The sequence below is a fragment of the Streptomyces sp. NPDC002853 genome, assembly GCF_053591915.1.
The window spans coordinates 373,831-399,832 of the sequence record NZ_JBSFUS010000007.1 but is presented as its reverse complement, the minus strand read 5'-3'; the positions used below and the strand labels follow the sequence as shown (position 1 = coordinate 399,832).

Genomic DNA, 26,002 nt, shown 5'->3' with positions numbered 1-26,002 from the left:
CATGAGCCTATGGCACAGCCTTAGGCTGGGTACACCGATAACGCATTGTGGACCCACCGCTCACAGGGCGATCCTCGGCAGGTGGCAGAAATACTCCTCGTGCTGGTGGCAGGCGTCGCCGCCGGAGCGTTGAACTCCGTCGGCGGCGGAGGCACGTTCGTGGCGCTGCCCGCCCTCGTGGCGGTCGGCCTGTCCCCCGTGACGGCGAACGCGTCGTCGACCATCGCCCTCGTCCCCGGCGCCGTGGCCGGCGGGTGGGTCTACCGACGCGAACTCACCCCGCTCGGGACGACATCCACAAAGGCGCTGACAACGGTCAGCGTGGTCGGGGGCGGGCTCGGCGCCGTCCTGCTCCTCACCCTCCCCGCCGCCTCGTTCGAGGCCGCGGTGCCCTGGCTGCTCGCGTTCGCCACGCTGGTCCTCGCTTTCGGCCGCCGCGTCTCCCGCGCGCTGAGCGGCGCGCTCGGCCGTGAGCTCGGCATCGGCCCCCGGGCCGTTCTGCTCAGCCAGTTCCTCCTTGCCCTGTACGGCGGATACTTCGGCGGAGCCGTAGGCATCATGATGTTCGCCCTGTGGGGCATCGGCCTCGGCCTCGACACCGCGGTCAGCAATCCGATGCGGGTCACGCAGATCGCGGCCATCAATCTCAGCGCGGCCGCCCTGCTCCTCGTCGCCTCTGACGCGCTGAGCACTCCGCTCGTCCTCGCGGCGATGTTCGCCGGCGCCTTGGCCGGTGGCTTCACCGGAGCCCACTTCGCGCGCCACCTCTCCGACCGGCTGCTGCGCGCCATCATCCTGACCACCGCCGTGTCGATGACCGTCCTCTACTTCGTGCGCGGCTGAGGCCGACCGCCATGGACAGCCCGGACCTCCACGCCGCCGCGCCGCCGTACGAGGAATCGCCTCGCACCCGGCCGCCGTTCACCGACACAGCCCGAGCCCGGCTGGCGATGGCGTACGAAGCGTGCGAGCTGACCGAGATCGCGCGGGCGGCCGTACCCATCGGTGAACACGAGCTGCGCCCCGACGGCACCGCGCACTCCCCCGGTTCGGCGCTTTCCGACGCCGCCCATGTGCTTCGCGCCGCGCAACGCTTCTTCGAGGCCGCCGTCGTGTACGAGCGGTTCGGCGGGGCGAGCTGGCAGGTCGTCGGTGACTTCTTGGGCGTGGACGCACCGACGGCGCGGGCACGCTTCACCGCGGCCGAGTCCTGCTTCCGCGAGGAACTACGCGCCTCCCAGTCGGTCGCGGCCACCCACATCCCCACCCGTGCGGGGTGGTGGCGGGACTACGCGGCGGACAATCCGCTGGAAGCGGCCCGCGACCTCGACGACTGGGTCCTGCGCCACGCGGACGGGGACGGCGACATCGGCACCACACCGGTCTCCGGCGGCCTGACGTGAAGCGTCACCCCACCCACAAGTCCCGTCATCACATGCTTCCTGACAGTGCGTCAGGGGTGAGAACCGGACCGGCACTCTCCACGCACTGCCCGCCCCACCCCCTCACCCGTCAACAGGTCCACTCACGCCCACAGTTGACGCCACCTGGGCCGACATCCCCACGCCTGACGGACTCAACTCCCTTTGATTGAGGGGTAAATAGCAGCCGAAATCCTCCCGTATCGGCAATCGGGCGCAGCTCCTACTCTGTGAGGCGCACACGCGGGGGATCACTGTCCGTCTTCCACGGAGGTTGGCAATGTCTGCGTTGTCCGAGGGGATCTACCTGCTCAAGAACGAGGCGAGCGGGCTGTACGCGGGAGTGCAGGGGGCCAAGACCGCACAGAGCACCCCGGTCGTGCAGCAGGAACTGCACCCGCAAGGAACCGCCCGGCACAGCCAGTTGTGGCATCTGCGGCCCAGTGCCGCCAAGGAGGGCGCCTGGACGCTGCAGAGCGTGCACAGCACCATGCGCATGGACATCATGACCGGCCGTGGCCGCGCGGGCTCGCCGGTACAGCAGTGCCCGGCGGAGACCCGGCAGGACCTGCTGGAGTCCCAGTTGTGGCGGCCGGTCGCGGCCGGCGACGACCGGTACACGCTGGTCAACGTGCACAGCGGCCACCTGCTGTCCGTCCAGGACGACAGCAACATGCCGGACGTGGCCCTGGAACAGGCGGGCAAGCCCTCCGCGGGAGCCCGCACCGCCCAGCAGTGGCGCCTGGAGCGGGTGCCGAGCCGCGGCGAGACCACGGCCTTCGACGCGCTGACGGCCACCGTGGTCTCCGCGGGCGGCAGCCTCCTCGGTTCGGTTCTCGGCTCCCTGAGCGGCGCGGCCAAGCAGGCGCTCGACGCGGGCGGCGGGATCTTCGAGGCTGCCGCCAAGGCGATTCCGGACAGCGACGCGCCCTACGTACGCTTCGAGGGCTTCCGCCGTGACGAGTTCATCCGCTTCTCCAAGCGGCGGGGCATCGAGGCGGGGCCGCGGAGGATCGCCGATCAGTTCCCGCACCTGCCCAAGCCCTTCCGTGACGGCTTCGACGCCGTGGGTCCGGCCGCCAAGCGCAGCGGTCACACCTATCTGGGCTTCACGCGGGACCAGGCCATCGAGTTCTCCGAGCAGGGCCACGGCCCCGTCCACGACGCGGAGGCCATGCTGCACCCCGGCCTCGTACAGGCGGTCGGTGAGCTGTGCGACGTCACCGGCTTCGGCACCGAGCGCGGCCGGCTCGTGATCTTCGGCCGCGAGGACAGCGTCACCATGGACCCCACCAAGGTTGATCTGGCACGCGGCTCGTCCCACCAGCAGTTCCTGCTGACGGCAGCACCCGACGCCTTCGGGTTCGGACCGGACTCGGCGGCCACCGCCGTCTCGGACTCCACGGCGCACTACTTCCTCACCAAGGGCGACGAGTTCGTCGTCGTCTCCGAGGACAGGCTCATCCAGGGCCCGGCCAGGCTGACCGAGGCGTACCCGTTCCTCGACGGCCTCTGGATGTAGGGGGTAGCCACCGCTCACCCGCACGCGATCCGGTCCCGTCGGCCCCACCGCCGACGGGGCCGGAGGGTCCGCACCTCCGCACCCGAGCCGTCGAGCCGGCCCTTATCCCGCCGCCTCCCCCAGTGCGTCGAGCACCGGACGGATCAGCGGATGCCCCTCCGCCCCGCACCGCACCGCCGCGAAGACCCGGCGGGTGGGAGCGACGCCCTCCACCGGACGGATCACCACGCCCGAGACGTCCATGCCCCGCAGCGCGGAGCGGGGCACGAGCGCCACGCCCGCCCCCGCGGATGCCAGGGCGACCACCGCGCGGAAGTCGTCCGACCAGTGTTCGAGCAGGGGCTGGAAGCCCGCCGCCTCGCAGGCGAGTATCACCACGTCATGGCAGGGGTTGCCGACGAAGGGCCCGATCCACGCGTCCTTGGCGAGCTCCGCGAGCGGCACCCGCTCCGCCGCCGCCAGGCGATGTGTCTCAGGGAGCACCGCGTCGAACGGCTCCGCGTAGAGCGGGACGCGCGTCAGCCGCGGATCGTCCGCGCCCGGTGCGCCCCGGTACTCCACCGCCACGGCGACGTCCACCTGCCGGTCCAGCACCATCGGCAGGCTCGCGTCGCCCTCCGCGTCCTGGACCCGCACCCGGATGCCGGGCGCGAGGGTCGAGAGGCGCGCGAGGGCGGGACCGACGACCAGGCCGATCCCCGTGGCGAAGGACGCCACGGTCACCGTCCCCGCCGCGCCCGAGCTGTAGGCGGCGAGCTCCGCCTCGGCCCGCTCGAGCTGGGCGAGGACCGCGTTCGTGTGGGAGAGCAGGATCTCGCCCGCCGGGGTCAGCCTGACCCCGCGGGCGCCCCGCTCGACCAGGCGGTGGCCCGTTTCCTGCTCCAGGGCGGTCAGCTGCTGGGAGACCGCGGACGGCGTGAGATAGAGCGCGGCGGCAGCGGCCGTGACCGTGCGGTGGTCGGCCACCGCACGGAGGATGTGCAGCCGCCGCGCTTCGATCATGGGGTCGATTGTCCCAAACCGCGGGACTCACCGACACCAGTGGTCCGGCCAAGCCCTCCAGTCGCCCGAGGGTGGCCGGGCACCGTCAGGCGTCCAGCTCCGCACGCGCCGCCACGAAGGCGTCCACCGCACGGTTCACGTCCTCGGTGGAGTGCGCGGCCGACAGCTGGACGCGGATACGGGCCGCGCCCTGCGGCACCACCGGGTACGAGAAGCCGATCACGTACACGCCGCGCTCAAGGAGCAGCTCGGCCATGCGGCCCGCGACCGAGGCGTCGCCGATCATCACCGGGGCGATCGCGTGGTCGCCCGGCAGGATGTCGAAGCCCTCCTCGGTCATCCGCGAGCGGAAGAGCGCCGTGTTCGCGGCGAGCCGCTCGCGCAGGTCGCCTGCCGACTCCAGGAGGTCGAGGACCTTGAGCGAGGCCGCCGCGATGACCGGGGCGAGGGTGTTCGAGAAGAGGTACGGGCGCGAGCGCTGGCGAAGGAGCGCGACGATCTCCGCTCGGGCGGCGACGTAGCCGCCGGAGGCCCCGCCGAGCGCCTTGCCCAGCGTGCCCGTGATGATGTCGACGCGGTCCATGACGCCGTGCAGCTCGGGTGTGCCGCGTCCGCCGGGTCCGACGAAGCCGACGGCGTGCGAGTCGTCGACCATCACCATCGCGTCGTAGCGGTCGGCGAGGTCGCAGATGTCCGGCAGCGGGGCGAGGTAGCCGTCCATGGAGAAGACGCCGTCGGTGACGATCAGCTTCCGGCGGGCGCCGCCCTCGGAGGCCTCCTTCAGCTGCTGCTCCAGGTCCGCCATGTCGCGGTTGGCGTAGCGGAAGCGGCGGGCCTTGCTCAGACGGATGCCGTCGATGATCGACGCGTGGTTGAGGGCGTCGGAGATGACCGCGTCCTCGGCGCCGAGCAGCGTCTCGAAGACCCCGCCGTTGGCGTCGAAGCAGGACGAGTAGAGGATCGTGTCCTCCTGGCCGAGGAACGCGGACAGGCGCCCCTCCAGCTCCTTGTGCACCTCCTGCGTACCGCAGATGAAGCGCACGGACGCCATGCCGTAGCCCCAGCGGTCCAGGGCCTCGTGCGCGGCGGCGACCACCTCGGGGTGGTCGGCGAGGCCGAGGTAGTTGTTCGCGCAGAAGTTCAGCACCTCGCCGGGGCGGCCCCCCGCGGTGACGGCGACCGTGGCGGACTGCGGGGTGCCGATGACGCGCTCGGGCTTGTGCAGTCCGGCGGCGCGGATCTCGTCGAGGGTGGTGCGCAGGTCGTCGCGTACGGAGTCGAACATGCTTGAGTCCTTTGGGAGTTGAGCGGTACGGCCGAGGTGGTTCAGGAGGTCCAGTCGAGGATGACCTTGCCGCCGCGGCCGCTCGCCGCGTCGTCGAAGGCCGCCTCGAAGTCGCGGTGGCCGTAGCGCCCGGTGATCACGGGGGCGAGGTCGAGGCCGCCTTCGAGCAGCACGGACATGGAGTACCAGGTCTCGAACATCTCGCGGCCGTAGATGCCCTTGATCGTGATCATGGAGGTGACGATCCGGGACCAGTCGACGGCGAACTCCTCGGCCGGCAGACCGAGCATGGCGATCTTGCCGCCATGCGTCATGTTGGCGAGCATGTCGCGCATCGCGACGGGGTTGCCGGACATCTCCAGGCCGACGTCGAAGCCCTCGCGCAGGCCGAGCTCGCGCTGGCCGTCGGCGATCGAGGTCTCTGCGACGTTCAGTGCCAGGCTCGCGCCGACCTTGCGGGCGAGTTCGAGGCGCTCCTCGCTGACGTCGGTGATGACGACGTTGCGGGCGCCCGCGTGCCGGGCCACGGCCGCGGCCATCAGGCCGATGGGCCCCGCCCCGGTGATCAGGACGTCCTCGCCGACCAGTGGGAAGGACAGCGCGGTGTGCACGGCGTTGCCGAACGGGTCGAAGATCGCGGCCACGTCGAGGTCCACGGGGACGCGGTGCACCCACACGTTCGAGGCGGGCAGCGCGACGAACTCCGCGAACGCCCCGTCCCTGCCGACGCCGAGCCCCACCGTGGCGCGGCACAGGTGGCGGCGGCCCGCCTGGCAGTTGCGGCACTTGCCGCAGACCAGGTGGCCCTCGCCGCTGACCCGGTCGCCGATCTTGATGTCGGCGACGTCACGCCCGGTCTCCACGACCTCGCCGACGAACTCGTGCCCGACGACCAGCGGCGCCTCGATCGCCTGCTGCGCCCAGCCGTCCCAGGCCCGGATGTGCAGATCGGTCCCGCAGATCCCGGTGCGCAGCACCTTGATCAGGACGTCCCCGTGGCCGATGACCGGCTCCGGCACGTCCATCAGCCGGAGACCCGGCTCCGCCTTCTCCTTGACCAGCGCCTTCAACGCAACGGCTCCTGTCGAACGTCTCGTACGTCGCTTCTTCCACCGACGACACAGGAATCTTCCGTACGGCGGCGCCCTGGTCCATCGAGGATTTCTTAAGCGCCGCCGCAGCTTTCCTTCAGGCCCCTCCTCCGGCCCCCTTCAGGCCCGGGTCTGACCCCGCTCGAAGTAGGCGACGATCTCCGGGTCGAGCACCGGCACCTCCCGCGGTGTGCCCCCGTCGCGCAGCGACTGCGTGGCGCGTACGCCCGCCGCCACCGCCATCCGGGCCGCGACGGGCGAGGTGTCGGTGCGCCCTCCCTCGCGCACGAACCGTACGAACTCCTCGATGAGCAGTGGGTCGGAGCCGCCGTGCCCGCCCTCGTCCTGGGCGTCAGGCACCGCGTACTCGGCGTCGGCTTCGGGTCGGTAGGTCGAGCGGCGCGCGTTCCAGACCTTCACCACTCCGCCGGGGCCGTCGCCGAAGTTCTCCAGGCGGCCCGCGTCACCGATGACGGTGTAGTTGCGCCAGTAGTCGGGCGTGAAGTGGCACTGCTGATAGGAGGCCAACACCCCGTTGTCGAGGCGCATGTTGACCAGGGAGACGTCCTCGACGTCGATGACGGGGTTGAGGTCGCGCTGGGTGTGCGGCGGCCAGTGGCCGTCCTTGGTGTACCAGTCGTCCGTCTTGGGCTCGCCGGGCTCGCGGCGCGGGTTGTCCCCGTAGACCATGAGGTCGCCGAGGGCCTGCACCTGGCGGGTGTAGCCGTCGGCGAGCCAGTGCAGGACATCGATGTCGTGGGCGGCCTTCTGGAGCAACAGGCCGGTGGTGTGCTGCCGTTCGGCGTGCCAGTCCTTGAAGTACCAGTCGCCTCCGTAGGCGACGAAGTGGCGTACCCAAACCGTCTTGACCCGGCCGATCTCGCCACGCCCGATGATGTCGCGCATCAGCCTGACCACGGGCATGTGGCGCATGTTGTGGCCTACGTAGAGACGCGTTCCCGTTTCGTACGCGGTGCGCAGGATCTCGTCGCAGGCTTCGATGCCGATGTCGAGGGGCTTCTCCACGAAGACGGGCTTGTTCTCGCGCAGCGCCTCGCAGGCGAGCTGAGCGTGGGTGTGGTCGGGGGTGAGGATCACGACGGCGTCGACGTCCGGGTCTTCGACGACCTTGCGGTGGTCGGTGGATATCAGGGCGCCGGGGAAGGCCACGGCCGCCTCCGTCCGCGCGGTGACGTCATGGTCGGCGAGCGCGGTGACGCGGGAGCCCGCGCCCGGCCGATGTGCTGTGCGGGCGAGCGAACCGCGCAAGCCGTAGCCGAGGACGCCGAGACGGAGGTCGGTCATGGTGTGCCTTTCCGTACCAATACCTGTGCACAAATGCCTGTGCGAGTGCGGGTGTCGCTATGTACGTGCAGGGTGCACGAGTACGTGGGCGAGCGCCACGCGTCCCGTGCCGGTGAGCTTGATCCTTATGTATCTGGCTTCCGCGTCCGTGTCGAGGAGTGTGGGCCGGAGCGCTGGTCCGCGGACACGCAGGGTCGTCGCGTCGGAGAAGTCCGCGGTCCTGGCGAGCTGCACGTCGAAGTCGGCCGTGGTCATGGAGGTGTTGTTCCAGACCTCGACCTGTCCCACGTGGCGCGTCTCGCCGAGGTCGACCTGCCACCAGGCGCCCGGTTCGGACAGCGTGCGGGTGTCGGTGGTGGTGTCTCCGTCGGTCGCGTGCGCCGCCGGGGCCGCGCCGTCCGTGGAGGACTGGGAGGCGGTGCCCGTGCGGGCGAGGTCGGGGCGCAGCTGCTCGGCCGGCGCTCCGTGCGCCCCCGAACGGGCCGCCACGGCGAGCGCCCGCGCGGGCAGCCGGTCGAGCTTGGTGTGGTTTCCCTCCATCGTCGATCCGGTGCCGGTGAGGGCCGGTGCGTCGGTGTCGGTCCAGTTGCCGGTCGCGCGGTTCCGGATGCCGTAATCGGCCCAGTTGGAGACCCACTTGTAGCCGACGCGAGTGATCACATTGCCCTCGACGCGGATGTACGAGGACTGCTCGTCGAGGTAGATGCCGTTGCCGTCGCGCTCGGTGTTCTCGTAGGCGGAGCGGTTGATGTAGTTGCCGGAGACGACCGTGCCGGGCTGGGCTCCCTGGGTGTAGATGGCGCCGCCGTCGTGCTGGGTGTGCTCGACGCGCATCACGTTCGTGATCCGGTTGCCGGTGATCCTGTTGTCCCGCAGGACGGACTCCTGGGCCTCGGGCTGGTTCCATCCCCAGCCGACCGAGATCCCCGAGTAGGGCAGGTCGTCGAGGGTGTTGTGGTCGACGGTCAGCCCGGCCTCGTACCCGGCCCAGATGCCGACGGCGTCGGTGTACTCGGCTCCGGCGCGGCGGATCGTGTTGTACGCGACGGTGTTCCGCTCCCCCGCGCGTTCCGCCGCCGGCTTCGGCTCGGTGTCGCCGACGTACACGGCGCCGGACGACAGGTCCGTGAAGCGGGAGCGGGTGACCGAGGAGTCCTTGGTGCCCGCCTCGAAGACGACTCCGGCGCCGCCGAGGTGCGTGAACTCGGCCCCGCTGACCGCCACATGGCGGCTGCCCCGGACCGTCAGTGCGGCGCTCGGCTTGGTGTAGTGACGGCCCGCGTGGTCGACCGGCCCGCTCGCCCCGGTGAGGGTGAGGCCGGCCTGGGTGCCCGCATACCCCTCGTCGGTGGACGGTTGACGGTACGCGGCGTGGGCGAAGCCGATGCCCTGCACGCGTACGTCGTGGGCGCCGTCGATGACCATGAGGTTCTCGGTCACCGGGGTGAGCACGCGCGCGTGACGCATGTCCTCGCCCCTGCGCGGGAGGTAGGTGACGGTGCGGTCGTCGGCGTCCCAGACGAACTCGCCGGGCTTGTCCAGGAGTTCGCGGGCGTTCTCGAAGAAGGCCACTCCGGAGTAGCGCGCCGAGTCGACGGTGGTGGAGTCCCAGGCAGGACCCGTACGGTTCGTGCCGCTCGCGGAGTTGGTCCAGCAGGGCTGCGCGAAGGTCATCCGGTCGCCGTCCACGGAGGCGATCCGGCAGTGGTAGTCCCGCCAGCGGACCTTGATGACGGCCTCCGCCCCGGTGGGGCGCCGCCACTTGTCGATGCCGGTGGCGGTGGCACCCGTCATGCCGGTCTTCGTCGCGTCGCAGGTGCTCGCCGCACAGACCTCGCCCCGCGCGCGCACGGCCCGCTCCCCGTCCACGAAGAGCTGGCGGGGGGTGACCCCTTCGGGGACGTCGGCCGTCCAGGTGCCGTCGGCGCTCCTGTCCCAGCCGGTCAGCGCCTTGCCGCCGGTCAGGACGGGGCGGGCGCCGCGCGCGGCGGTCCAGGTGACGGTGTGCCCGTCGCGTCCGGAGTCGGCCGCGCCCAGCTTCAGCGGCTCGCTCAACTCATATGTGCCGTCGGCGAGTTCGATCCGCACGTCCCGTCCGCTCACGGAGCGGGCCGCGTCGCGGGCGACCTGCGGAGTGCAGGGACGGGTGGCGGTGCAGGACTTTCCCGAACCGTTCGGGGACGCGTGGACGACCTTGGGGCCCGGGGCGGCCTGGGCGGCGCCCTGCGGGGTGATGACGGCCCCGAGGGCGGCGAGGGCCACAGCCGCCGCGATGAAGGACGGGCGCCTCACTTCGCGACCCCCCAGTCCGGGTGGCCCGGCATGGGCGGGTTGTCGAGGTCGAACAGCCAGTGGTTCAGGAAGGTGCCGACCGAGTCGTCGCCGGTGACCTCGACGGCGTTGTCGACGAAGTCCTGGGTGGAGGCGTTGCCGTGCCGGTGCTCGGTCAGCCACTCCTTCATGACGGCGTGGAACTCCCTCTGCCCTATCTGCTGGTTGAGGGCATACAGGGTGACCGCCGCGCCGTCGTAGATGTTGAAGCCGCCGAGCCCGGTGGGCTTGCCGGGCGGCCCGTCGGTCTTGCGGACCGCGTCGAGCTCGGCGTACGCGGTCCTCATCTTCTCCTCGATGGGCTGGAAGCCCTTCTGGTCCGCCCACACGGCCGCGTAGTAGACGGCGGGGCCTTCGTTCAGCCAGGCGTCCTGCCAGGTCGTGGGGGTGACGGAGTCGCCGAACCACTGATGGGTCAGTTCGTGGACCATGGTGGTCGAGTACGTGGGCCGGTCGAACCACGAAGGGCCGAAGAGCGACAGGGTCTGGTTCTCCAACGCGTCGCTGTATCCGTCCCGCACGATCTGCACGCCGTACGTGTCGAACGGGTAGCGCACACCGAGGGTCTTCTCCAGCCACGCCAGTTGGCCGCCGGTCTCCTCGGCGATGGGCTTGTACTTCGCCTGCTGGTCCTCGGGGACGAGGTGGCGCAGCTTCACGCCGTGCGGGCCGCGGCCGTAGAGGTAGGTCTGCTTGTTGACGGAGATCCCCAACAGCTCGGGCGCCATGGGGGACTTGAGGGAGAAGTCCCAGGTCTTCGCGTCCCCGGCGTCACGCGTGCCGGTGAGGTTGCCGTTGGCGCCGGGCGTCCAGCCGTCGGGGGCGGTCAGATGGAAGGACCAGGTGGCCTTGTCGGAGGGGTGGTCGTTGACCGGGGCGAAGGTGTCGGCGCGGGAGGCCTGGGCGGCGGAGGCGAAGCCGCCGTCGGACATGTGACGCCAGCCGGGCTGGCCGATCGGCTTGGTCCTGCCGTTGCCGTGGTAGGTCAGTTCGACGTCGAAGGCCCGGTGGTCGCGCAGGGCGCCCGCCGGGGTGACGGTGAGTTCCTGGCCGCTCTGACCGGGCGCGATCGTCCAGGTGGCCTTCTTGCCGTTGACCTTGACCGCGTCGATGGCCAGGGAGTCGACGTCGAGGTTGAAGGACGACAGGTCCTGGGTGGCTCTCGCCTTGATCTTCATGGTGCCGGTGAAGTCGTACGTCACCGGCGTGAAGTCGAAGGACAGATCGTAATGGCGGACGTCGTAGCCGCCGTTGCCGAGCGTCGGGAACAGCGGGTCGCCGACGCCGTCCGCTCCCGGGGACGGGTCGAAGGGCGCCGCGTGGGCGGGGAGGGCGAGCGCGAGAGTGGCGGCGGCGGCCGCGGTCGCCGTCGCGGCACGGACGGTGCGAGCACGTACGGTTCGGGTCCTGTTCTCAGCCATGGGGCCGCAACGTAGTAATCGCTTACTGTCGCCGTCAACACCCAGGAGCCCCTGCGTTTCTGAACTCCCCGCCCTTCCTCTCTGGCGTCACGGGCCTGTTTCGGTACACGCTTACTGTCCACGCCGGGTGGGGCGGACCCCGTAAGGGGTGCGGGAAACCGCGCGACAAGCCACGCCGAACCCGCACGAGAAAGAGGGCCGAGAACATGGCGACGGCAGCGGCGGCAGGGCACGGCCCGCAGCGGCGACGGGCGACGGTCATCGACGTCGCGGCACACGCCGAGGTCTCATCGGCCACCGTCTCCCGCGTCCTGAACGGCAACTATCCGGTGGCGCGGGCCACCCGGGAGCGCGTCGAGGAGGCCGTCCGCGCACTCGGCTATGTCGTCAACGCGCACGCACGGGCGCTGGCCGGGACATCGAGCCGGACGGTCGGCATCATCGTGCAGGACGTCGTCGACCCGTTCTTCGCCCACATAGCGCGGGGCGTCGAACGCGCGGCCTCGGCGGCCGGACGCCTCTGCATGGTCTGCTGCACCCACGGCGACCCGCGACGCGAGCTGGCCTTCGTCGACCTGCTGCACGAACAGCGGGCGGACGCGGTGGTCCTGGTCGGCGGCGCGCACTCGGATCGCGCGTACGCCCGCGAAGTCGCCCGCAGGGCACGGGACCTGCACGCGGGCGGGTCGCGCCTCGTGCTGTGCGGACGGCCTTCGGTGGGCCGCGACGTGCCGACCCTCTCGGTGGAGTACGACAACGAAGGGGGCGCCTTCGCCCTCACCGACCACCTCATCACCCAAGGCCACGACCGCATCCTCTATCTGGGCGGGCCGCCCGACCTCTCCACCACCCGTGACCGCGTGGCGGGGCACCGCAGAGCCCTGGAGCTGCGCGGCGTCCCGTACGCGCCGGAACTGGTCCGCACCGGTGCGTTCAGCCCCGCGTTCGGACATCGGCGGCTGGCCGAACTCCTCGCGTCGGGGCTGACGTTCAGCGCGGTGTTCGCCGCCAACGACATGGTGGCGATCGGCGCGCTGCAGGCCCTTGAGGAGGCCGGACTGCGGGTCCCCGACGACGTCTCCCTGGTCGGCTACGACGACGTACCCATGGCCCAGGCCCTGCGGCCCCGCCTGACCACGGTGCACGTGCCGCTGGAGGAGATGGGCCGGCAGGCGGTGCGGCTCGCGGTCCCGGACACGGAGGCCGAGACCGAGACCGACGCTTGGCGGCAGCCGACCGGGGGCGGTCTGACGCTGGGCACGCACATCGTGGTGCGGGATTCGGTCGCGCGGCGGCGTTCGCAGTAGACCCGGCGGGCGGCGTTCACAGTAGGCACGGCGGCCTTCGCAGTAACCGGTTAACCCTGACCGCGGCCTGACGTACACCCGGGCCAGGAAAGAAAAACGTAGAAAGATGCCGGACCCTCTTGCCCTCTCACAGCAACCGCTTACATGCTGTCGCGGAATCGCTCACGCCCGCACTCCCCACACTCCGATGCCCCGACGCCACACGGGAGTTCCCCATGCGCACGCCCAGCTCCGGCTCCACCGGTCCCAGCCGTCGTACGCTCCTCGCCGCGAGTGCCGCATCCGCCCTCGTGGCACCGTCGATCGGCGGCACGGCGTGGGCCGCCCCGGACGCCGACCCGTACGAGCCCTTGCTCGCCCGCGCCGCGGCACAACTCACCGGCGGCACGTTCGACCCCGAGGACCCGGACTTCGCGGCGGCGCTGAAGGTCCTGGACACCCAGGCCTCCGGCTGGTGGCGTGACCTGGACCGGTCCGCGGGCCGTACCGCCCTGTGGGCCGACCTCTCCCCCGCGAAGGACGCGGGCAACTTCGGCCAGAGCTATACCCGCCTGCGCACGATCGCCACGGCCTGGGCCACGCCCGGCACCTCCCTCAGTGGCAGCGCCGAAGCGGCGGACGCCCTGCTCGCAGCCCTGCGTTTCCTGCACGACGACGCCTACAACCCCGGGCGCCCCGAAGCCGGCAACTGGTGGTTCTGGGAGATCGGCGCGCCCCGCGCCCTGATGGACACCTGTGTCCTGCTGCGCGAGAAGGTCGCGGCGGCCGACCTGACGGCGTACGTCGCCGCGGTGGCGAAGTTCTGCCCGAACCCGGACCGCCGCACCAACTCCCCGACCCTGTCCGAGACGGGAGCCAACCGCGCCGACAAGGCCGTCATCGTCGCGCTGCGCGGGCTGCTCGCGCGGGACGCGGCCACGCTGGCGCTGGCCCGCGACGGCCTGTCCGACGTCCGGGACAAGGGCAGGAACAGCCTGTTCACCTACGTCACCTCGGGCGACGGCTTCTACGAGGACGGGTCCTTCGTGCAGCACGGCTCCGTCGCGTACACCGGTACGTACGGCAGTGTCCTGCTCGGCAGCGCGGGGCAGCTCATCGCGCTGCTCGCGGACTCCGAGTGGGCGGTCACCGATCCGAAGACGTCCGTGCTGTACGAGGCGGTGGACCGGACGTTCTCGCCGGTCGTCTTCGACGGGCTGATGATGGACGCGGTGCGCGGCCGGGCGACGTCCCGCGAGAAGGCACCGGACCACAAGGACGGCGCGGCGGCCCTCTCCCACATCCTGCAACTGGCGGGCGGGGCTCCCGCCGCGTACGCCGATCGCTGGCGCGCGCTGGCCAAGGGGTGGATCCGCCGCAACAAGTCCCACCCCTACCTGAGTCTGGTGGGCGTCCCGGCACTCGCCCGCGCCAAGGCCGTCATCGACGACCCCGCGGTGCCCGCCGCCGGCCGGCTCACCGGGCACTTCGCGTTCGCCGACATGGACCGGGCGGTGCACCGGCGCCCCGGCTGGGCGCTCACGCTCTCGCTCTCCTCGAAGCGCATCGCCGCGTACGAGGCGGGCAACGGCGAGAACCTGCACGGCTGGTACACCGGCGACGGCATGACCTATCTGTACGACGGCGACGACCTGGGGCAGTTCGGGGACGGCTTCTGGGCGACGGTCGATCCGTACCGCCTGCCGGGCACCACCGTGGACACCCGCGAGCGCGCCGACATCGGCTCGGGCGCGGGCACGGGTACCTACCGGCCGAAGAACGCCGTCGCGGGCGGTGCGGTACTCGACGCGAGATTCGGCGCGGCCGCCATGGAACTCCTCGCCGACGGCAGCACGTTGCGTGCCAGGAAGGCGTGGTTCTTCCTGGACAACGCGGTCGTCGCCCTGGGCGCGGACATCACCGCGAGCGACGGCCGGACCATCGAGACGGTCGTCGAGAACCGGAACCTGTACGAGGACGGGGCACCCCGGCTGACCGTCGACGGCCGGCGTCAGCCCTCACGCACCGGCTGGTCGGCGCCCCTGCCCGGCGCCCGCTGGGCCCACCTGGACGGCACCGGCGGCTATGTCTTCCCCGACGACCCCGGACAGCCCTCGCACGGCCGGGGCGGCGCCCGCCTCAACGCCCTGCGCGAGGAGCGGACCGGCACCTGGCGCGCGATCAACACCGGCGCGGACACCGGAGGCAGCACCACCCCTCTCACCCGCCGCTATCTGACCCTGTGGCTCGACCACGGCGTCTCCCCCACCTCATCCTCGTACACCTACGTCCTCCTTCCCGGAGCGAGCGCGGCAGCGACCGCCGTCTGGGCCCACTCACGGCCCGTCCGCGTCGTCGCCAACAACGCCACCGCCCAGGCCGTCGAGGCCCGCCGCCACGGACTCATCGCCGCACACTTCTGGGGACCGGGCAGCGCGGCCGGGATCTCGGCGTCGGGCCCCTGCACCGTGATCGTCCGACGCGACGGCGCCGGCATATCGCTGGCCGTGGCCGACCCGGGCCGCACCGGCACGACCGTCTCCCTGGAACTGCCCCTCCCCGTACGGAAGGTGGTCCGCGCCGATGACACGGTCACCGTCACCCCGGGGCGCCGCCCCGTCGTCACCGTCCGCGTCGAGGGCTCGCGAGGCCACACGCACACCGCGGACCTGAGGTGACCGGCACACCCTCACCCGGAAGACCCCACCCCTAGGAAGCACGGACCCACCATGCCCGCACCGCACCTGGCCCTGCCGCCCACCGACCGGGTCCTGTCCCCGCTCACGGGCTGGACCCGCGCGCACTGGGAGGCGCTCGCCGACCGGCAGTTGGAGGCCCTCCTCCCGTACGCGACGCCCCACTTCGCGCAGTACCGGCTGCCGGGCCGGGGCAGCTGGTCGGGGGTCGTGTCGGACGGCCTCGAGGGGTACGCGCGGTCATTCCTCCTCGCCTCCTTCCGGATCGCGGGAGCGGGCGGCGAGGTGGACCCTCACCTCGTCGAACGCTACGCGCAGGGTCTGACAACGGGCACGGACCGTGCCGCAGCGGGCGGTGAGGCATGGCCCGAACTCAGCGACTGCTCACAGCAGATGGTGGAGGCGGCGTCCATCGCGATCGCTCTGCACGAGACCCGCCCCTGGATCTGGGACAAGCTCGACACCCGGGTCCAGGAGCGGGTCGTGGACTGGTTCTCCGGCTTCGTCGGCGGCAGGACGTGGGACAACAACTGGCGCCTCTTCCAGGTGGTGTCCGAGCAGTTCCTGGCGTCCGTCGGCGCCCCGCACAGCAAGGCGGACATCGACGGCGGGCTCGACCGCATCGAGGACTGGTACCGCGGCGACGGCTGGTACAGCGACGGGGACGGCCGCAACTTCGACTACTACATCGGCTGGGCGATGCATCTGTACCCGCTGCTCTGGGCCCGCATGGCCGGCCCGGACGACGGTGGGCGCGCCAAGGTCTACCGCGAGCGGCTGGCCCAGTTCCTCGCCGCCTACCCGCACTTCTTCGGAGCCGACGGCGCCCCCGTCCACCAGGGCCGCTCCCTGACGTACCGCTTTGCGGCGACCGCCCCCGTCTGGATGGGCGCCCTCGCGGACTGCACGCCCCTGGCGCCCGGCCTCACCCGGCGGCTCGCGTCCGGCACCGCACGGCACTTCGTGGAGCGCGGCGTACCCGACGAGCGCGGGCTGCTTCCACTCGGCTGGTACGGGACCTTCCTGCCCTCCACCCAGGCCTACTCGGGGCCGGCATCCCCGTACTGGGCGAGCAAAGGCTTCCTCGGTCTGCTCCTGCCGGCCGACCACCCGGTGTGGACGGAACGCGAACTCCCGCTCCCCGTCGAGGAGTCCGACCAGTACACGGCGCTCCCCCAGCCCGGCTGGCTCCTGCACGGCACGCGCCACGACGGCATCGTCCGCCTGATCAACCACGGAAGTGACCACAACCCCCTCGAAGGCCCCGCGGCCGACGACCCGCACTACGCCAAGTTCGGCTACTCCACGGCCACCGCCCCCGAGACCGCCCCGAGCGCGTGGGAACGCACCGTGGACAACCACCTCGCGCTCCTCGCGCCGGACGGCACACCCTCACGCCGCCGCCGGATCCACCCGGTGCGCTGCGAGGGCCGTGTGGCCGCCTCCCGCCACGACGCGCAACTGCCGGGCTTCGAGGGCGAGTTTCCCGTCGAGACGACCAGCGCACTGCACGGCCCCTGGGAGATCCGCGTCCACCGCGTACAGGCCCCGGCAGGCGTGACCGTACGCGAGGGCGGATACGCGGTGGCCGACGCGGCACAGCCGTACGCCGAGCAGGGGCCCGGCTGGGCCCTCACCCGTACGGAAGCCGGGCTGACCAGTGCCGTCGTCGCCCTGCACGGCTGGGACGAGCAGGCGGGCGTCGCCCGCGAGGTGGCCGCCAACGCCTACGGCCCGCACTCGGCGACGCCCTACCTGACCTTCGCCGGGCACCCGGGCGGCACCGGCCTCCACGTCACGCTGGTCGCCCTGTCCCAAGATGCCCTCCTGCCCCAGGCGTTGCGGGAGTCCATCGCCTGCACCGTGGAGGACGGGACGGTCCGTCTGCTGTTCCCCGACGGCACTCGCCTGGAGGTGTGAGCGCCAGATCCCGCGGCGTCAGATCCCGCCGTCCTCCCGGCGGTGGATCTGCTCGATCAGCTCGGCCGCCATGGCCTTGATCGTCTCCAAACCCGCCCTCCCCCAGGGGCGGGGCTCGACGTCCACGACGCAGATGGTGCCGAGCGCGATGCCCGTGCGGTCGATGAGCGGGGCGCCCAGATAGGAGCGGATGCCGATCTCGTCGACCACCGGGTTGCCCGCGAACCGCGGATAGTCGCAGACGTCCTCCAGGACGAGGGCCTTGCGCCGCACGATCACATGCGGGCAGTACCCGTGATCGCGCGCCATGTAGCGGAACGCCGTGTTCTCCGAGGCCGCCGTGGAGGTCAGCTCGCAGCCGTCCCCCGTGTCGTCGGGGGTGTGCAGGCCCGCGAAGAACTGCCGGTTCTCGTCGATGAAGTTGACCATGGAGTAGGGCGCGCCCGTGATCTCGGCGAGCCGGCCGGCGAACGCGTCGAAGGCGAGCTCCGGGCGCATGCCTATGCCGAGTCTGCGCAGCCGCCGCACCCGGCTCGGCGCCTCCTTGTCGACGGGAGTGAGCAGCAGGGGTGCGGTCGAGTCGTACATCAGGTGTGGGCTCCGTAGCTCGGGGCGGCCGGGGCGTGGGCGAGGAGGTGTTTGACGAGGGTGAGGAGGGTCGCGATGCCCGAGCTCGAGATCCGCGCGTCGCACCGCACGACGGGCACCTGCGGATCCAGGTCGATGGCGGAGCGGACCTCCTCGGGCTCATAGCGGTGGGCGCCGTCGAATTCGTTGATCGCGACGATGAACCCCATGCCGCGCTGCTCGAAGAAGTCCACCGCCGCGAAGCAGTCCTCCAGGCGGCGGGTGTCGGCGAGGACCACCGCGCCGAGCGCGCCTTCGGAGAGTTCGTCCCACATGAACCAGAAGCGTTCCTGGCCGGGCGTCCCGAAGAGGTAGAGCACATGCTCCGGGTCGAGGGTGATGCGCCCGAAGTCCATGGCCACGGTCGTCGTGGTCTTGTTCTCGACGCCCGACAGATCGTCGGTGCCTTCACTGACCGTGGTGAGGAGCTCCTCCGTGCTGAGCGGCGCGATCTCGCTCACCGCGCCCGTGAAGGTCGTCTTGCCGACCCCGAAACCTCCCGCGACCAGGATCTTCAGTGCGGTGGGGAAGGGGTCAGAGCTGTCGTCGTAGTCCATCGAGCACTGCCTCCAACAGGGACCGGTCAGTGGGGTTGTGGTAGAAGTCCGGGGCTCTCAGGGTGAGCGCCCCGCAGTCGACGAGATCGGAGAGCAGCACCTTGGTGACGACCGCGGGCAGCTTCAGCTGCGCCGCGATCTCCGCGACCGATGTGGGTGCCGTGCAGAGCCCGAGCGCCTGGGCGTGTTCGGGCCCCAGGTAGCCGGTGACCAGGCCTCCGGTGGCCAGCACCTGGGTCAGGAGGTCCAGTTGGGCGGTCGGCCGGGTCCGTCCGCCGCTGACCGTGTAGGGCCGGACGAGCCGTCCGGCGGATTCGTCGAGCCAGGGCCCGTCGTGCGGGGCCGCCACGCTCAATGCCTCATCGGGGCGGGTTCGCCGACGGGTTGCCGGGGCGCGGTGAGGAGGTAGGGGCGCACGCTCTTGACCAGCATCGCCATTTCGTAGCCGAGGACCGCCGCGTCCGCGTCGCGCCCCGCGAGCACCGCGAGGCAGGTGCCGGAGCCCGCCGTGGAGACGAACAGGAGGGTGGAGTCGAGTTCCACGACGACCTGGCGCACGTCGCCGCCGTCCCCGAAGCGGATGCCCGCGCTGCGCCCCAGTGAGTAGAGCCCGGAGGCGAGGGCCGCCATGTGGTCGGCACTGTCCGGGTCCAGGCCGTGGACCGACTTCACGAGTCCGTCGGAGGAGAGCAGGACCGCGCTGTGGGTGTGCGGCACGCGCTGCACGAGCCCGCTCATCAGCCAGTCGAGGTCGGATACCTGCCCGGTCGGCGCATCGCTCGCCATGGTGGATCGACTCCTTGGGGTACGAAGGTCTGCCGGGGCAGACATGGTGCTGGTGGGGTGGTGGGGTTCAGCCACCCTGGTCGCCCCCTTCGCGGGGGGCGTTGAGGTCGGGTCCGGGCGCCGGGTCGCGCATCTCCTGTGCGGCGGCGAGTCCGATGCCGCGCTGGAAGGCGGCCATCAGGCCCGGGTCGTGGCCGATGTGGTGTTCGCTCTCCGGGCGGGGCGTGGGCGCGTCCCGCAGTTGGGGCGCGATGTGTTCCTGGGCGCGCCGCTTGGGCAGTTGGGGCTTCCCCACCCGGCCGCGTACGGCGGCGCCGTTGAGCGGGGTCGGCAGTGTCCCGGTGTTCTCGGCGGCGGCCTGCCGGTCCTCGGGCCGGATCCCCGGCACGGCGTCGGCCGGCGTCGGCCTGCCCTCCCTGCCCCGCACGGGCAGCGGGGCGGGCCCGGAGCCGTGCGTGCCGGGAGCGGTGGGCGGCGGGCTCTGCGGCACGTCCCGCTGCGGCTGCTGAGGCACGGCCACCGGCTCCGGCCGGGGGACGGCTGCGGGCGCCTGCACGGGTTCCCGTACGGCGCCGGGGGTGGCCGGGGGTGCGGCTTCCGGGGCCTGTTGCGGGCGTCCGGCGGCGATGGGCTCGGCCTGGGGCTCGGTGCCGAGGAGGCCCTGCGGCAGGATCAGTACGGCCTGCACGCCTCCGTAGATGTTGGTCTGGAGGCGGACCGCGATGCCGTGGCGCCGGGCGAGCGCGGAGACGACGTAGAGGCCGATCCGCCCGTCCTGGAGGAGGCTCGCGACGTTGACCTGGTCCGGGTCGGCGAGCAGGTGGTTCATCTTGTTCTGCTCGGTCAGCGGCATGCCGAGGCCGCGGTCCTCGACCTCGACGGCGAGCCCGGCGGTCACCAGGTTGGCGCGCAGCAGGACCTGGGTGTGCGGGGCGGAGAACACGGTGGCGTTCTCGACGAGTTCGGCCAGGAGGTGGATGACGTCGGCGACGGCGTGGCCGCGCAGGGTGCCCGCGATCGGCGGCACCAGCTTGACCCGCGAGTACTGCTCGACCTCCGCGATGGCCGAGCGGAGCACCTCCGTCATGGAGACCGGGTTGCTCCACTGGCGGCGCGAGATGGCGCCGCCGAGCACGGCGAGGTTCTCGGCGTGCCGGCGGATGCGGGTGGCCAGGTGGTCGACGTGGAAGAGGCCCTTGAGCAGCTCCGGGTCCTCGACCTCGTTCTCCAGTTCGTCGAGGATCGAGATCTCGCGGTGCACGAGGGACTGCAGCCGCCGGGCCATGTTGACGAAGACCTCGACCTTCTGTTCGCTGCCCGCGTGGCTGGAGAGCTGGGAGGCCTGCACGACGGCGGTGACGGCGACGTCCTGGGCCCGGGACAGCTCGGCTGCGAGCAGCCCGAATTCGTCGCTGTCCGGGGCGGGCCCGACGGGTGCCTTGCGCGGGGGCGGGCCGTCGCCGCGGCGCAGTTTCTCGACGACCTCACGCAGCTCGGCCTGTCCGCGCGCGGTGGTGCGGCGCAGGGTGCCGACGCGGTCGCGTACGGCGGTGGCGGTGCGGTCGGCCGCGACGGCGGCGATCACGACGCTGGCCAGGCTGATGGCACCGGCGGCGGCGAGGATGACGAGCAGCGCGGGTTCGAGCGGGCCGGGGGCCGAGCGGACGATGAACAGCACGGCGGCAGCGGCGCAGAGCACCACCGCGACGGCGGGCAGCACGGCGATGCGCAGGAGCTGGGGCCGTATCCGGGCCTCGGGCAGCGCCGTGCCGGGTCGGCTCCCGGGCCTGCCGTGCCGACCGCCCTCTCGGCGGTCTGCGCGGGCGGCCGGTGCACGGAGGTGAGACATCAGCGTCCTCGGTCGGGGAGCGGGCTCCGGCGGGCGCGAGGTGTGGATTCGCGGCATCGCCGTACCGGTCGGGCGGGCACAGGCAGGAGCGCTGCCATGATCCCTGCGTTGACCGGCGAACACTCACGGTAGTCATCAACAGTTCATGTGCGGGGGGCAGTTGACAAAGTCCGGCACCCAGCGTCCCGCTCTGGTATGACACGTCGCACGGCCGTCCGAATTAACCGCCGGGAAGGGTGCCCGGCGACCGACGGCAGCGATCCGGCGGGAGTCCGACGCTTCACGAACGTCTTAATGTGACACCTGACCCGCCCGGACTTCGCAGAGAAAGGACAACTGCGCATCCGTATCGGTGAAATACCGGCAGAACCCTGAGAGCCGCCCATGGCGTACTGCAATATCCGTCAGCACGAGAGTGATGGGCGACGTGGACCTGCACAGGTGCGGGAGAGGTGACTCTCTCCGCCCGGGGGCGGACGCGTCAGGTGAAGCGAGGCATCAGCGATGTCGGTGGAAAGGCTGCGGGACACCGGGAGCCAGCCGGGGTTCTTCCGGGAACTGGTCGAATCCTCACAGGACGCGATCCTCATGAAGACCCTGGACGGGCAGATCATCTTCTGGAACGCGGCAGCGCAACGGCTGTACGGATACCCACCCGAAGAGGCCGTCGGCAGCCATGTCGGCATGATCGTGCCCCCCGACCTCAAGGACGAGGAAGCCGGTCTGCTCGCGCAGATCGCCCGGGGCGTGCGGATCGAGCACTACGAGACCCGCCGGACGGCCAGCGGCGGCCGTGACCTGGACATCGACGTGACCCTGTGGCCGATCCGCGCCCACGACGGGACCATCACGGCCGCCTGCTCCCTCATGCGTGACATCACCGCCCGCAAGAGAGCCGACGCGGAACTCACCAAGTTGCACGCGCAGCAGCGCCAGGTCGCGCTGGCCCTCAACCTCATGGGCAACGCCAAACAGATTCCCGGCGCGCTGGCGGCCAGCCGCTATCTGCCCTCGACGCAGGGGCAGGGGGTCGGCGGGGACTGGTTCGACCTGATCGACCTGGGCGCCGGCCGGGTCGGTGTCTTCGTCGGCGACGTGATGGGACGCGGCCTGGACGCGGCCGTCGTCATGGGGCAGTTGCGCTCCGCGGCCCGCGCCCTGGCTCTGGCGGGGCTCCCGCCGTGCGAACTGATGCAGACGCTGGACGCGTTCACGCGAGATCTGCCCGAGCCGTTCGTCACCTGCGTCTATCTGGAGGCCGACCCTGCCCAGGGTGAGATGACCGTCTGTTCGGCCGGCCATCTGCCGGTGCTCCTCATCGAGCCGGACGCCACCGTGCGCGAACTGCCGGTGCCGACCGGAATCCCCCTCGGGGTGGGCGGGGTGCCGCACCAGCAGATCCGTCTGCCGCTGCGGGCCGGCACGACGCTCACCCTGTTCACCGACGGACTGGTGGAGACTGCGAGCAGCGACATCGACCTCCGCCTGAAGATGGTGGCCAGCATGCTGGAGGACGTCTTCGCCACGGCCGGTGGCCTGGAGAGCGCCGCCGACCGTGTCCTGCACGCACTGCTGCCGGACACCGAGGCGTACGCCGACGACGTGACCCTGCTGCTCGTCAGCTTTCCCACGGCGCCCCTGGACACCGCGGAGACGGGTCTTGCGTGCGAGGCGGTCTCGATCCCGGCCGGGCGGCGGTTCCTGCGCGCGAAGCTGGCCGAATGGGGCCTGACGGCACAGACCGACACGGCTCTCCTGCTGGCCTCCGAACTCCTGACCAACGCGTTCCGCCACGCGCGCGGGCCCTTCAATCTGCGGGTGTGGCACAGCGTCCGCGAGCTGGGCGTGGAGATCACCGACCACACCACGCCCCGGCCCCGGGCCCGGCTCGCGGAGAGCACCGAGGAGGACGGCCGCGGGCTGCTCCTGGTCGAGGCCCTCGCCGATGCCTGGGGCACCCGGCCCACCACCACCGGTAAGACCGTCTGGTTCACCATGCTCGTCGCACCGGCCGACAAGGGGTCCCCACAAGCGACCCTCGCGTCCGCGTCCGGCTGAGGCGGCTTGCGGGGCCGACGCGCGGCCTGCGTAGCTGAGGCGGCCTGCGAGGCGGGCACGGCTGCGGGACAGGCACCACTGCGGGACAGGCACCACTGCGGGACAGGCACCACTGCGGGGCGGCGCGCCGTACGCGACCGCCCCGCCTCCCGGTAGGTGCCGCGAGGCCCGCGGCGCCCACCGACGTGCCGTATCCGTCAGCCGACGCGTGCCGCCTCGGGCTCCCCGGTGCCTTCCGTGCGCTCGGGACGATCGGTGGCCTCGGTGGCCTCGGTGGTCTGCACGCGCTCGGCGGACCCTGCCGCTGACCCGGTGCTCGCGGTGACGCCCTCCGGGCGGGTCCATCCGCCCTCCGGCTCGATCGCGACGCCGCGCCACCACGGCTGCGACGGCGTCGCGTCCGCCCCGGGCTCGAACGGCTCGCCCGGCACGGGCAGCGCGATCCTCGCCCCGACGCGGGCCGCCTCGGCGAGCGTGCCCTCGCCCGGCGCGGACCACGGGTGCGGCGCGAGGTTGAACGTGCCCCAGTGGATCGGCAGCATCACGCCGTCGGGGCGCCCGCCCTGGAGGTCCAGGTGGGCGCGCACCCCCTCCTCGGGCGTCATGTGGATGTCGGGCCAGAACTCGCTGTAAGCCCCGATCTGGATCATCGTGACGTCGAACGGTCCGTGCTCCGTGCCGATCTCACGGAACCCGCCGAAATAGCCGGTGTCGCCGCTGTGGTAAACGCTGTGCTCGGGTCCCGCGACGGCCCAGGACGCCCAGAGCGTGTGCTGCGGGTTGCGCACGCCGCGGCCGCAGAAGTGGCGCGCGGGCGTCGCCGTGAGGGTCAGGCCGCCCACCTTCGTGGCCTCGTTCCAGTCGAGCTCGCGCAGCCGGTCGGCGGGGACGCCCCAGTGCTCCAGGTGGGCGCCGACGCCCAGCGGCACCGCGAAGACGGTGTCCGTGCCGGCCAGGGCCCGGATGGTGGGCATGTCCAGGTGGTCGTAGTGGTCGTGCGAGATCACCACGACGTCCACCGGGCCGAGCGCCGCGAGCGGCACCGGCACGGGGTGCAGGCGCTTGGGTCCGACCCAGGAGAAGGGTGAGCACCGCTCTCCCCAGACCGGGTCGAAGAGCACCCGCTGCCCGTCGATCTCGGCGAGCACACTGGAGTGCCCCATCCAGGTGATGCGCAATCCGCCGGCCGGGGGGACGGCGAGATCGGCGAGGGTGGTGGGATGCACGGGGACGGTGCCCATGGGCCCGCGCCGGATCCGCTCCTCCTTGCGGAAGTAGATCTTCGCGAACTCGAGCGTCGAACCGGTGGGCCGGGTCCGCGCCCCCTCGGGGTTCTGGAAGGACCCATCGGCGAAGTTCGGCGATCTGTGGATCCTCGCGAGCCGCTCACCGGCCGGATCCGCGCCGAAGGCGGCGGTCCTGAGCGAGCGGAGCCCAGAGCTCAGCGAACGGGACACAGCACCTCCTGGAAGGGATAGGTCAGATCTCCATTATGTGCACCGCCTCCGACAGCGGCTGCCCGGAGGGGCCCGCACCGGCCACGCGCGCACAGGCGCGTGATGTACTCCTACTGATCCCTCGTTCAGCAGGAGGACGCTCCATGCCCCCAGTTCCGGCGCCGCCCGCCGTCCCCGCCGTCCCTGCCGACACCTCTGCGCCGCTCACGCCCCTCCTCTCCCTCACCTGGACCGACCACATCACCGGCCACCGGGGTTTCCTGGTCATCGACCGTCTCGTACGCGGTGTCTGCAGCGGAGGCCTGCGGATGCGCCCCGGCTGCACCCTCGACGAGGTCGCGGGCCTGGCCCGCGGGATGACGATGAAGGAAGCCCTGCACTACGACCCCAGCGCCCGCTACATCCCGCTCGGCGGCGCCAAGGGCGGCATCGACTGCGATCCGCGCGCCCCGGAGGCATACGACGTCCTGGTCCGCTATCTGCGGGCGATGCGTCCGTACGTCGAGAGCTCCTGGACGACGGGCGAGGACCTGGGGCTCACCCAGGAGCTGGTCGACAAGGCGGCGAAGGAAGCAGGGCTGCTCTCCACCGTCCAGGCCGTCCACCCGCTCCTGGACGACGAGGCGGCGGCCCGGAAGCGCCTGGCGGACGCGTTCGCCGTTCAGGTCGACGGGATCGGGCTCGCCGAGCTGGTCGGCGGCCACGGCGTCGCCGAAGCGGTCCTAGCGGCCCTCGACCGCGCGGGACACGCGCACGCGGGCGCGCGCGTGTCCGTACAGGGCCTGGGCACCATGGGTGGCGCGACCGCACGGTTCCTCACGCGCGCGGGTCTGACGATCGTGGCCGTCGCCGACATCAAGGGCACGATCGCCAACCCGGCGGGGCTCGACGTGGAGGCACTGCTCGCCGCCCGGGACGCGCACGGCACGGTGGACCGCTCCGCCCTGCGGCCCGAGGACCGCGAACTCCCGGGCGAGGCCTGGCTGTCCACGCAGGCGGAGATCCTGGTCCCCGCGGCGGTGTCGTACACCATCGACCCGACCAACCAGGCGCGGATCACGGCCCGTTGGATAGCCGAGGCGGCCAACATGCCGGTGCTGCCACAGGCGGAGCACCTCCTCGCGCAGCGGGGCATCACCGTCCTGCCGGATGTCGTCGTCAACTCCGGCACCAACGCCTGGTGGTGGTGGACGCTGTTCGGCGACATCGGCCCCGACGCGGACGAGGCCTTCGCGTACACGCGCCGTTCGATGCGGGCCCTGGTCGAACTGATGCTGCGGCGCGCCGAGGCGTACGGCACGACGCCGCGCGCGGCCGCCCACGCGCTGGTCGCCGACCGGTTGCCGGTGATCGGGGAGCGCTTCGGCTGGTACGCGAACGCGTAGCGG

20 protein-coding genes are annotated in these 26,002 nt (G+C 71.7%); 8 read left to right on the top strand and 12 right to left on the bottom strand.

Annotated elements, in window-relative coordinates; genetic code table 11:
• The first annotated feature begins 81 nt into the window (after window positions 1–81).
• The 3 genes from ACWD02_RS21335 to ACWD02_RS21325 all read left to right on the top strand — a co-directional run bounded on the left by ACWD02_RS21335 (window position 82) and on the right by ACWD02_RS21325 (window position 2,943).
• A complete protein-coding gene (locus ACWD02_RS21335) occupies window positions 82–843 on the top strand; it encodes a sulfite exporter TauE/SafE family protein (RefSeq protein WP_451212948.1) in 762 nt (253 codons plus the stop codon).
• Between the two features lie 11 nt (window positions 844–854).
• Window positions 855–1,403 (top strand): hypothetical protein, encoded by a 549-nt coding sequence (locus tag ACWD02_RS21330; RefSeq protein ID WP_451212945.1) that lies wholly within the window; start codon window positions 855–857, stop codon window positions 1,401–1,403.
• A 298-nt stretch (window positions 1,404–1,701) separates the two neighbouring features.
• Window positions 1,702–2,943: an RICIN domain-containing protein gene (locus ACWD02_RS21325; protein ID WP_451212942.1), complete on the top strand. Its 1,242-nt coding sequence runs from the start codon at window positions 1,702–1,704 to the stop codon at window positions 2,941–2,943.
• Window positions 2,944–3,045: 102 nt separating this feature from the next.
• On the opposite strand, the gene ACWD02_RS21320 is transcribed toward ACWD02_RS21325, so the two are convergent.
• The 6 genes from ACWD02_RS21320 to ACWD02_RS21295 all read right to left on the bottom strand — a co-directional run bounded on the left by ACWD02_RS21320 (window position 3,046) and on the right by ACWD02_RS21295 (window position 11,378).
• The gene (locus ACWD02_RS21320; protein ID WP_451212939.1) at window positions 3,046–3,945 is read right to left on the bottom strand and encodes a LysR family transcriptional regulator; all 900 of its coding nucleotides are present in this window, start codon (window positions 3,943–3,945) and stop codon (window positions 3,046–3,048) included.
• A gap of 85 nt (window positions 3,946–4,030) precedes the next feature.
• Window positions 4,031–5,230, bottom strand: a complete 1,200-nt coding sequence (locus ACWD02_RS21315) for a glycine C-acetyltransferase (RefSeq protein ID WP_451212936.1) — start codon at window positions 5,228–5,230, stop codon at window positions 4,031–4,033.
• 41 nt (window positions 5,231–5,271) lie between these two features.
• On the bottom strand, window positions 5,272–6,300 hold the full coding sequence (gene tdh, locus ACWD02_RS21310) for an L-threonine 3-dehydrogenase (protein WP_451212933.1): 1,029 nt from the start codon (window positions 6,298–6,300) through the stop codon (window positions 5,272–5,274).
• A gap of 141 nt (window positions 6,301–6,441) precedes the next feature.
• The gene (locus ACWD02_RS21305; RefSeq protein ID WP_451212930.1) at window positions 6,442–7,626 is read right to left on the bottom strand and encodes a Gfo/Idh/MocA family protein; all 1,185 of its coding nucleotides are present in this window, start codon (window positions 7,624–7,626) and stop codon (window positions 6,442–6,444) included.
• A 57-nt stretch (window positions 7,627–7,683) separates the two neighbouring features.
• Entirely contained in the window at window positions 7,684–9,918 is a 2,235-nt protein-coding gene (locus ACWD02_RS21300; RefSeq protein WP_451212927.1) for a right-handed parallel beta-helix repeat-containing protein, read from the bottom strand.
• Window positions 9,915–11,378 carry a M1 family metallopeptidase gene (locus ACWD02_RS21295; protein ID WP_451212925.1) on the bottom strand — a complete coding sequence of 488 codons (1,464 nt, stop codon included), beginning with the start codon at window positions 11,376–11,378 and terminating at the stop codon, window positions 9,915–9,917. The genes ACWD02_RS21300 and ACWD02_RS21295 overlap by 4 nt, the downstream gene beginning before the upstream one ends.
• A 206-nt stretch (window positions 11,379–11,584) precedes the next feature.
• Between ACWD02_RS21295 and ACWD02_RS21290 the strand changes: the two genes are divergently transcribed.
• From ACWD02_RS21290 to ACWD02_RS21280, 3 genes are all read left to right on the top strand, one after another.
• Entirely contained in the window at window positions 11,585–12,685 is a 1,101-nt protein-coding gene (locus tag ACWD02_RS21290; protein ID WP_451212922.1) for a LacI family DNA-binding transcriptional regulator, read from the top strand.
• A 215-nt stretch (window positions 12,686–12,900) separates the two neighbouring features.
• Window positions 12,901–15,342: a polysaccharide lyase 8 family protein gene (locus ACWD02_RS21285; RefSeq protein ID WP_451212919.1), complete on the top strand. Its 2,442-nt coding sequence runs from the start codon at window positions 12,901–12,903 to the stop codon at window positions 15,340–15,342.
• Between the two features lie 51 nt (window positions 15,343–15,393).
• Window positions 15,394–17,280 (top strand): DUF2264 domain-containing protein, encoded by a 1,887-nt coding sequence (locus tag ACWD02_RS21280; protein ID WP_451212916.1) that lies wholly within the window; start codon window positions 15,394–15,396, stop codon window positions 17,278–17,280.
• A gap of 18 nt (window positions 17,281–17,298) precedes the next feature.
• Here the strand turns inward: ACWD02_RS21280 and ACWD02_RS21275 are convergent, their stop codons facing one another.
• The 5 genes from ACWD02_RS21275 to ACWD02_RS21255 all read right to left on the bottom strand — a co-directional run bounded on the left by ACWD02_RS21275 (window position 17,299) and on the right by ACWD02_RS21255 (window position 21,099).
• The gene (locus tag ACWD02_RS21275) at window positions 17,299–17,871 is read right to left on the bottom strand and encodes a GAF domain-containing protein (RefSeq protein ID WP_451213369.1); all 573 of its coding nucleotides are present in this window, start codon (window positions 17,869–17,871) and stop codon (window positions 17,299–17,301) included.
• Complete coding sequence (locus ACWD02_RS21270) at window positions 17,868–18,464, bottom strand: GTP-binding protein (RefSeq protein ID WP_363207541.1); 597 nt, start codon at window positions 18,462–18,464, stop codon at window positions 17,868–17,870. Before ACWD02_RS21270 ends, ACWD02_RS21275 begins: the two co-directional genes overlap by 4 nt.
• Window positions 18,442–18,813, bottom strand: a complete 372-nt coding sequence (locus tag ACWD02_RS21265) for a DUF742 domain-containing protein (RefSeq protein ID WP_451212913.1) — start codon at window positions 18,811–18,813, stop codon at window positions 18,442–18,444. The genes ACWD02_RS21270 and ACWD02_RS21265 overlap by 23 nt, the downstream gene beginning before the upstream one ends.
• Window positions 18,814–18,815: 2 nt before the next feature.
• Window positions 18,816–19,250, bottom strand: a complete 435-nt coding sequence (locus ACWD02_RS21260; protein ID WP_363207543.1) for a roadblock/LC7 domain-containing protein — start codon at window positions 19,248–19,250, stop codon at window positions 18,816–18,818.
• A gap of 67 nt (window positions 19,251–19,317) precedes the next feature.
• Window positions 19,318–21,099 (bottom strand): ATP-binding protein, encoded by a 1,782-nt coding sequence (locus ACWD02_RS21255; RefSeq protein WP_451212909.1) that lies wholly within the window; start codon window positions 21,097–21,099, stop codon window positions 19,318–19,320.
• A 504-nt stretch (window positions 21,100–21,603) separates the two neighbouring features.
• Between ACWD02_RS21255 and ACWD02_RS21250 the strand changes: the two genes are divergently transcribed.
• Window positions 21,604–23,157, top strand: a complete 1,554-nt coding sequence (locus tag ACWD02_RS21250; protein ID WP_451212907.1) for an ATP-binding SpoIIE family protein phosphatase — start codon at window positions 21,604–21,606, stop codon at window positions 23,155–23,157.
• A gap of 197 nt (window positions 23,158–23,354) precedes the next feature.
• Here ACWD02_RS21250 and ACWD02_RS21245 read toward each other — a convergent pair whose 3' ends face one another.
• The gene (locus ACWD02_RS21245; RefSeq protein ID WP_451212904.1) at window positions 23,355–24,614 is read right to left on the bottom strand and encodes an MBL fold metallo-hydrolase; all 1,260 of its coding nucleotides are present in this window, start codon (window positions 24,612–24,614) and stop codon (window positions 23,355–23,357) included.
• A 143-nt stretch (window positions 24,615–24,757) separates the two neighbouring features.
• Between ACWD02_RS21245 and ACWD02_RS21240 the strand changes: the two genes are divergently transcribed.
• Complete coding sequence (locus tag ACWD02_RS21240) at window positions 24,758–25,999, top strand: Glu/Leu/Phe/Val dehydrogenase dimerization domain-containing protein (RefSeq protein ID WP_451212901.1); 1,242 nt, start codon at window positions 24,758–24,760, stop codon at window positions 25,997–25,999.
• The last annotated feature ends 3 nt before the right edge of the window (window positions 26,000–26,002 follow it).

What these genes read in the sequence shown, in the direction of transcription:
- ACWD02_RS21330 (WP_451212945.1), top strand. Translation starts at nt 855, where the DNA reads ATGGACAGCCCGGACCTCCACGCCGCCGCGCCGCCGTACGAGGAATCG.
- ACWD02_RS21325 (WP_451212942.1), top strand. Translation starts at nt 1,702, where the DNA reads ATGTCTGCGTTGTCCGAGGGGATCTACCTGCTCAAGAACGAGGCGAGC.
- ACWD02_RS21320 (WP_451212939.1), bottom strand. Translation starts at nt 3,945, where the DNA reads ATGATCGAAGCGCGGCGGCTGCACATCCTCCGTGCGGTGGCCGACCAC.
- ACWD02_RS21315 (WP_451212936.1), bottom strand. Translation starts at nt 5,230, where the DNA reads ATGTTCGACTCCGTACGCGACGACCTGCGCACCACCCTCGACGAGATC.
- ACWD02_RS21305 (WP_451212930.1), bottom strand. Translation starts at nt 7,626, where the DNA reads ATGACCGACCTCCGTCTCGGCGTCCTCGGCTACGGCTTGCGCGGTTCG.
- ACWD02_RS21295 (WP_451212925.1), bottom strand. Translation starts at nt 11,378, where the DNA reads ATGGCTGAGAACAGGACCCGAACCGTACGTGCTCGCACCGTCCGTGCC.
- ACWD02_RS21290 (WP_451212922.1), top strand. Translation starts at nt 11,585, where the DNA reads ATGGCGACGGCAGCGGCGGCAGGGCACGGCCCGCAGCGGCGACGGGCG.
- ACWD02_RS21285 (WP_451212919.1), top strand. Translation starts at nt 12,901, where the DNA reads ATGCGCACGCCCAGCTCCGGCTCCACCGGTCCCAGCCGTCGTACGCTC.
- ACWD02_RS21280 (WP_451212916.1), top strand. Translation starts at nt 15,394, where the DNA reads ATGCCCGCACCGCACCTGGCCCTGCCGCCCACCGACCGGGTCCTGTCC.
- ACWD02_RS21270 (WP_363207541.1), bottom strand. Translation starts at nt 18,464, where the DNA reads ATGGACTACGACGACAGCTCTGACCCCTTCCCCACCGCACTGAAGATC.
- ACWD02_RS21260 (WP_363207543.1), bottom strand. Translation starts at nt 19,250, where the DNA reads ATGGCGAGCGATGCGCCGACCGGGCAGGTATCCGACCTCGACTGGCTG.
- ACWD02_RS21255 (WP_451212909.1), bottom strand. Translation starts at nt 21,099, where the DNA reads ATGTCTCACCTCCGTGCACCGGCCGCCCGCGCAGACCGCCGAGAGGGC.
- ACWD02_RS21250 (WP_451212907.1), top strand. Translation starts at nt 21,604, where the DNA reads ATGTCGGTGGAAAGGCTGCGGGACACCGGGAGCCAGCCGGGGTTCTTC.
- ACWD02_RS21240 (WP_451212901.1), top strand. Translation starts at nt 24,758, where the DNA reads ATGCCCCCAGTTCCGGCGCCGCCCGCCGTCCCCGCCGTCCCTGCCGAC.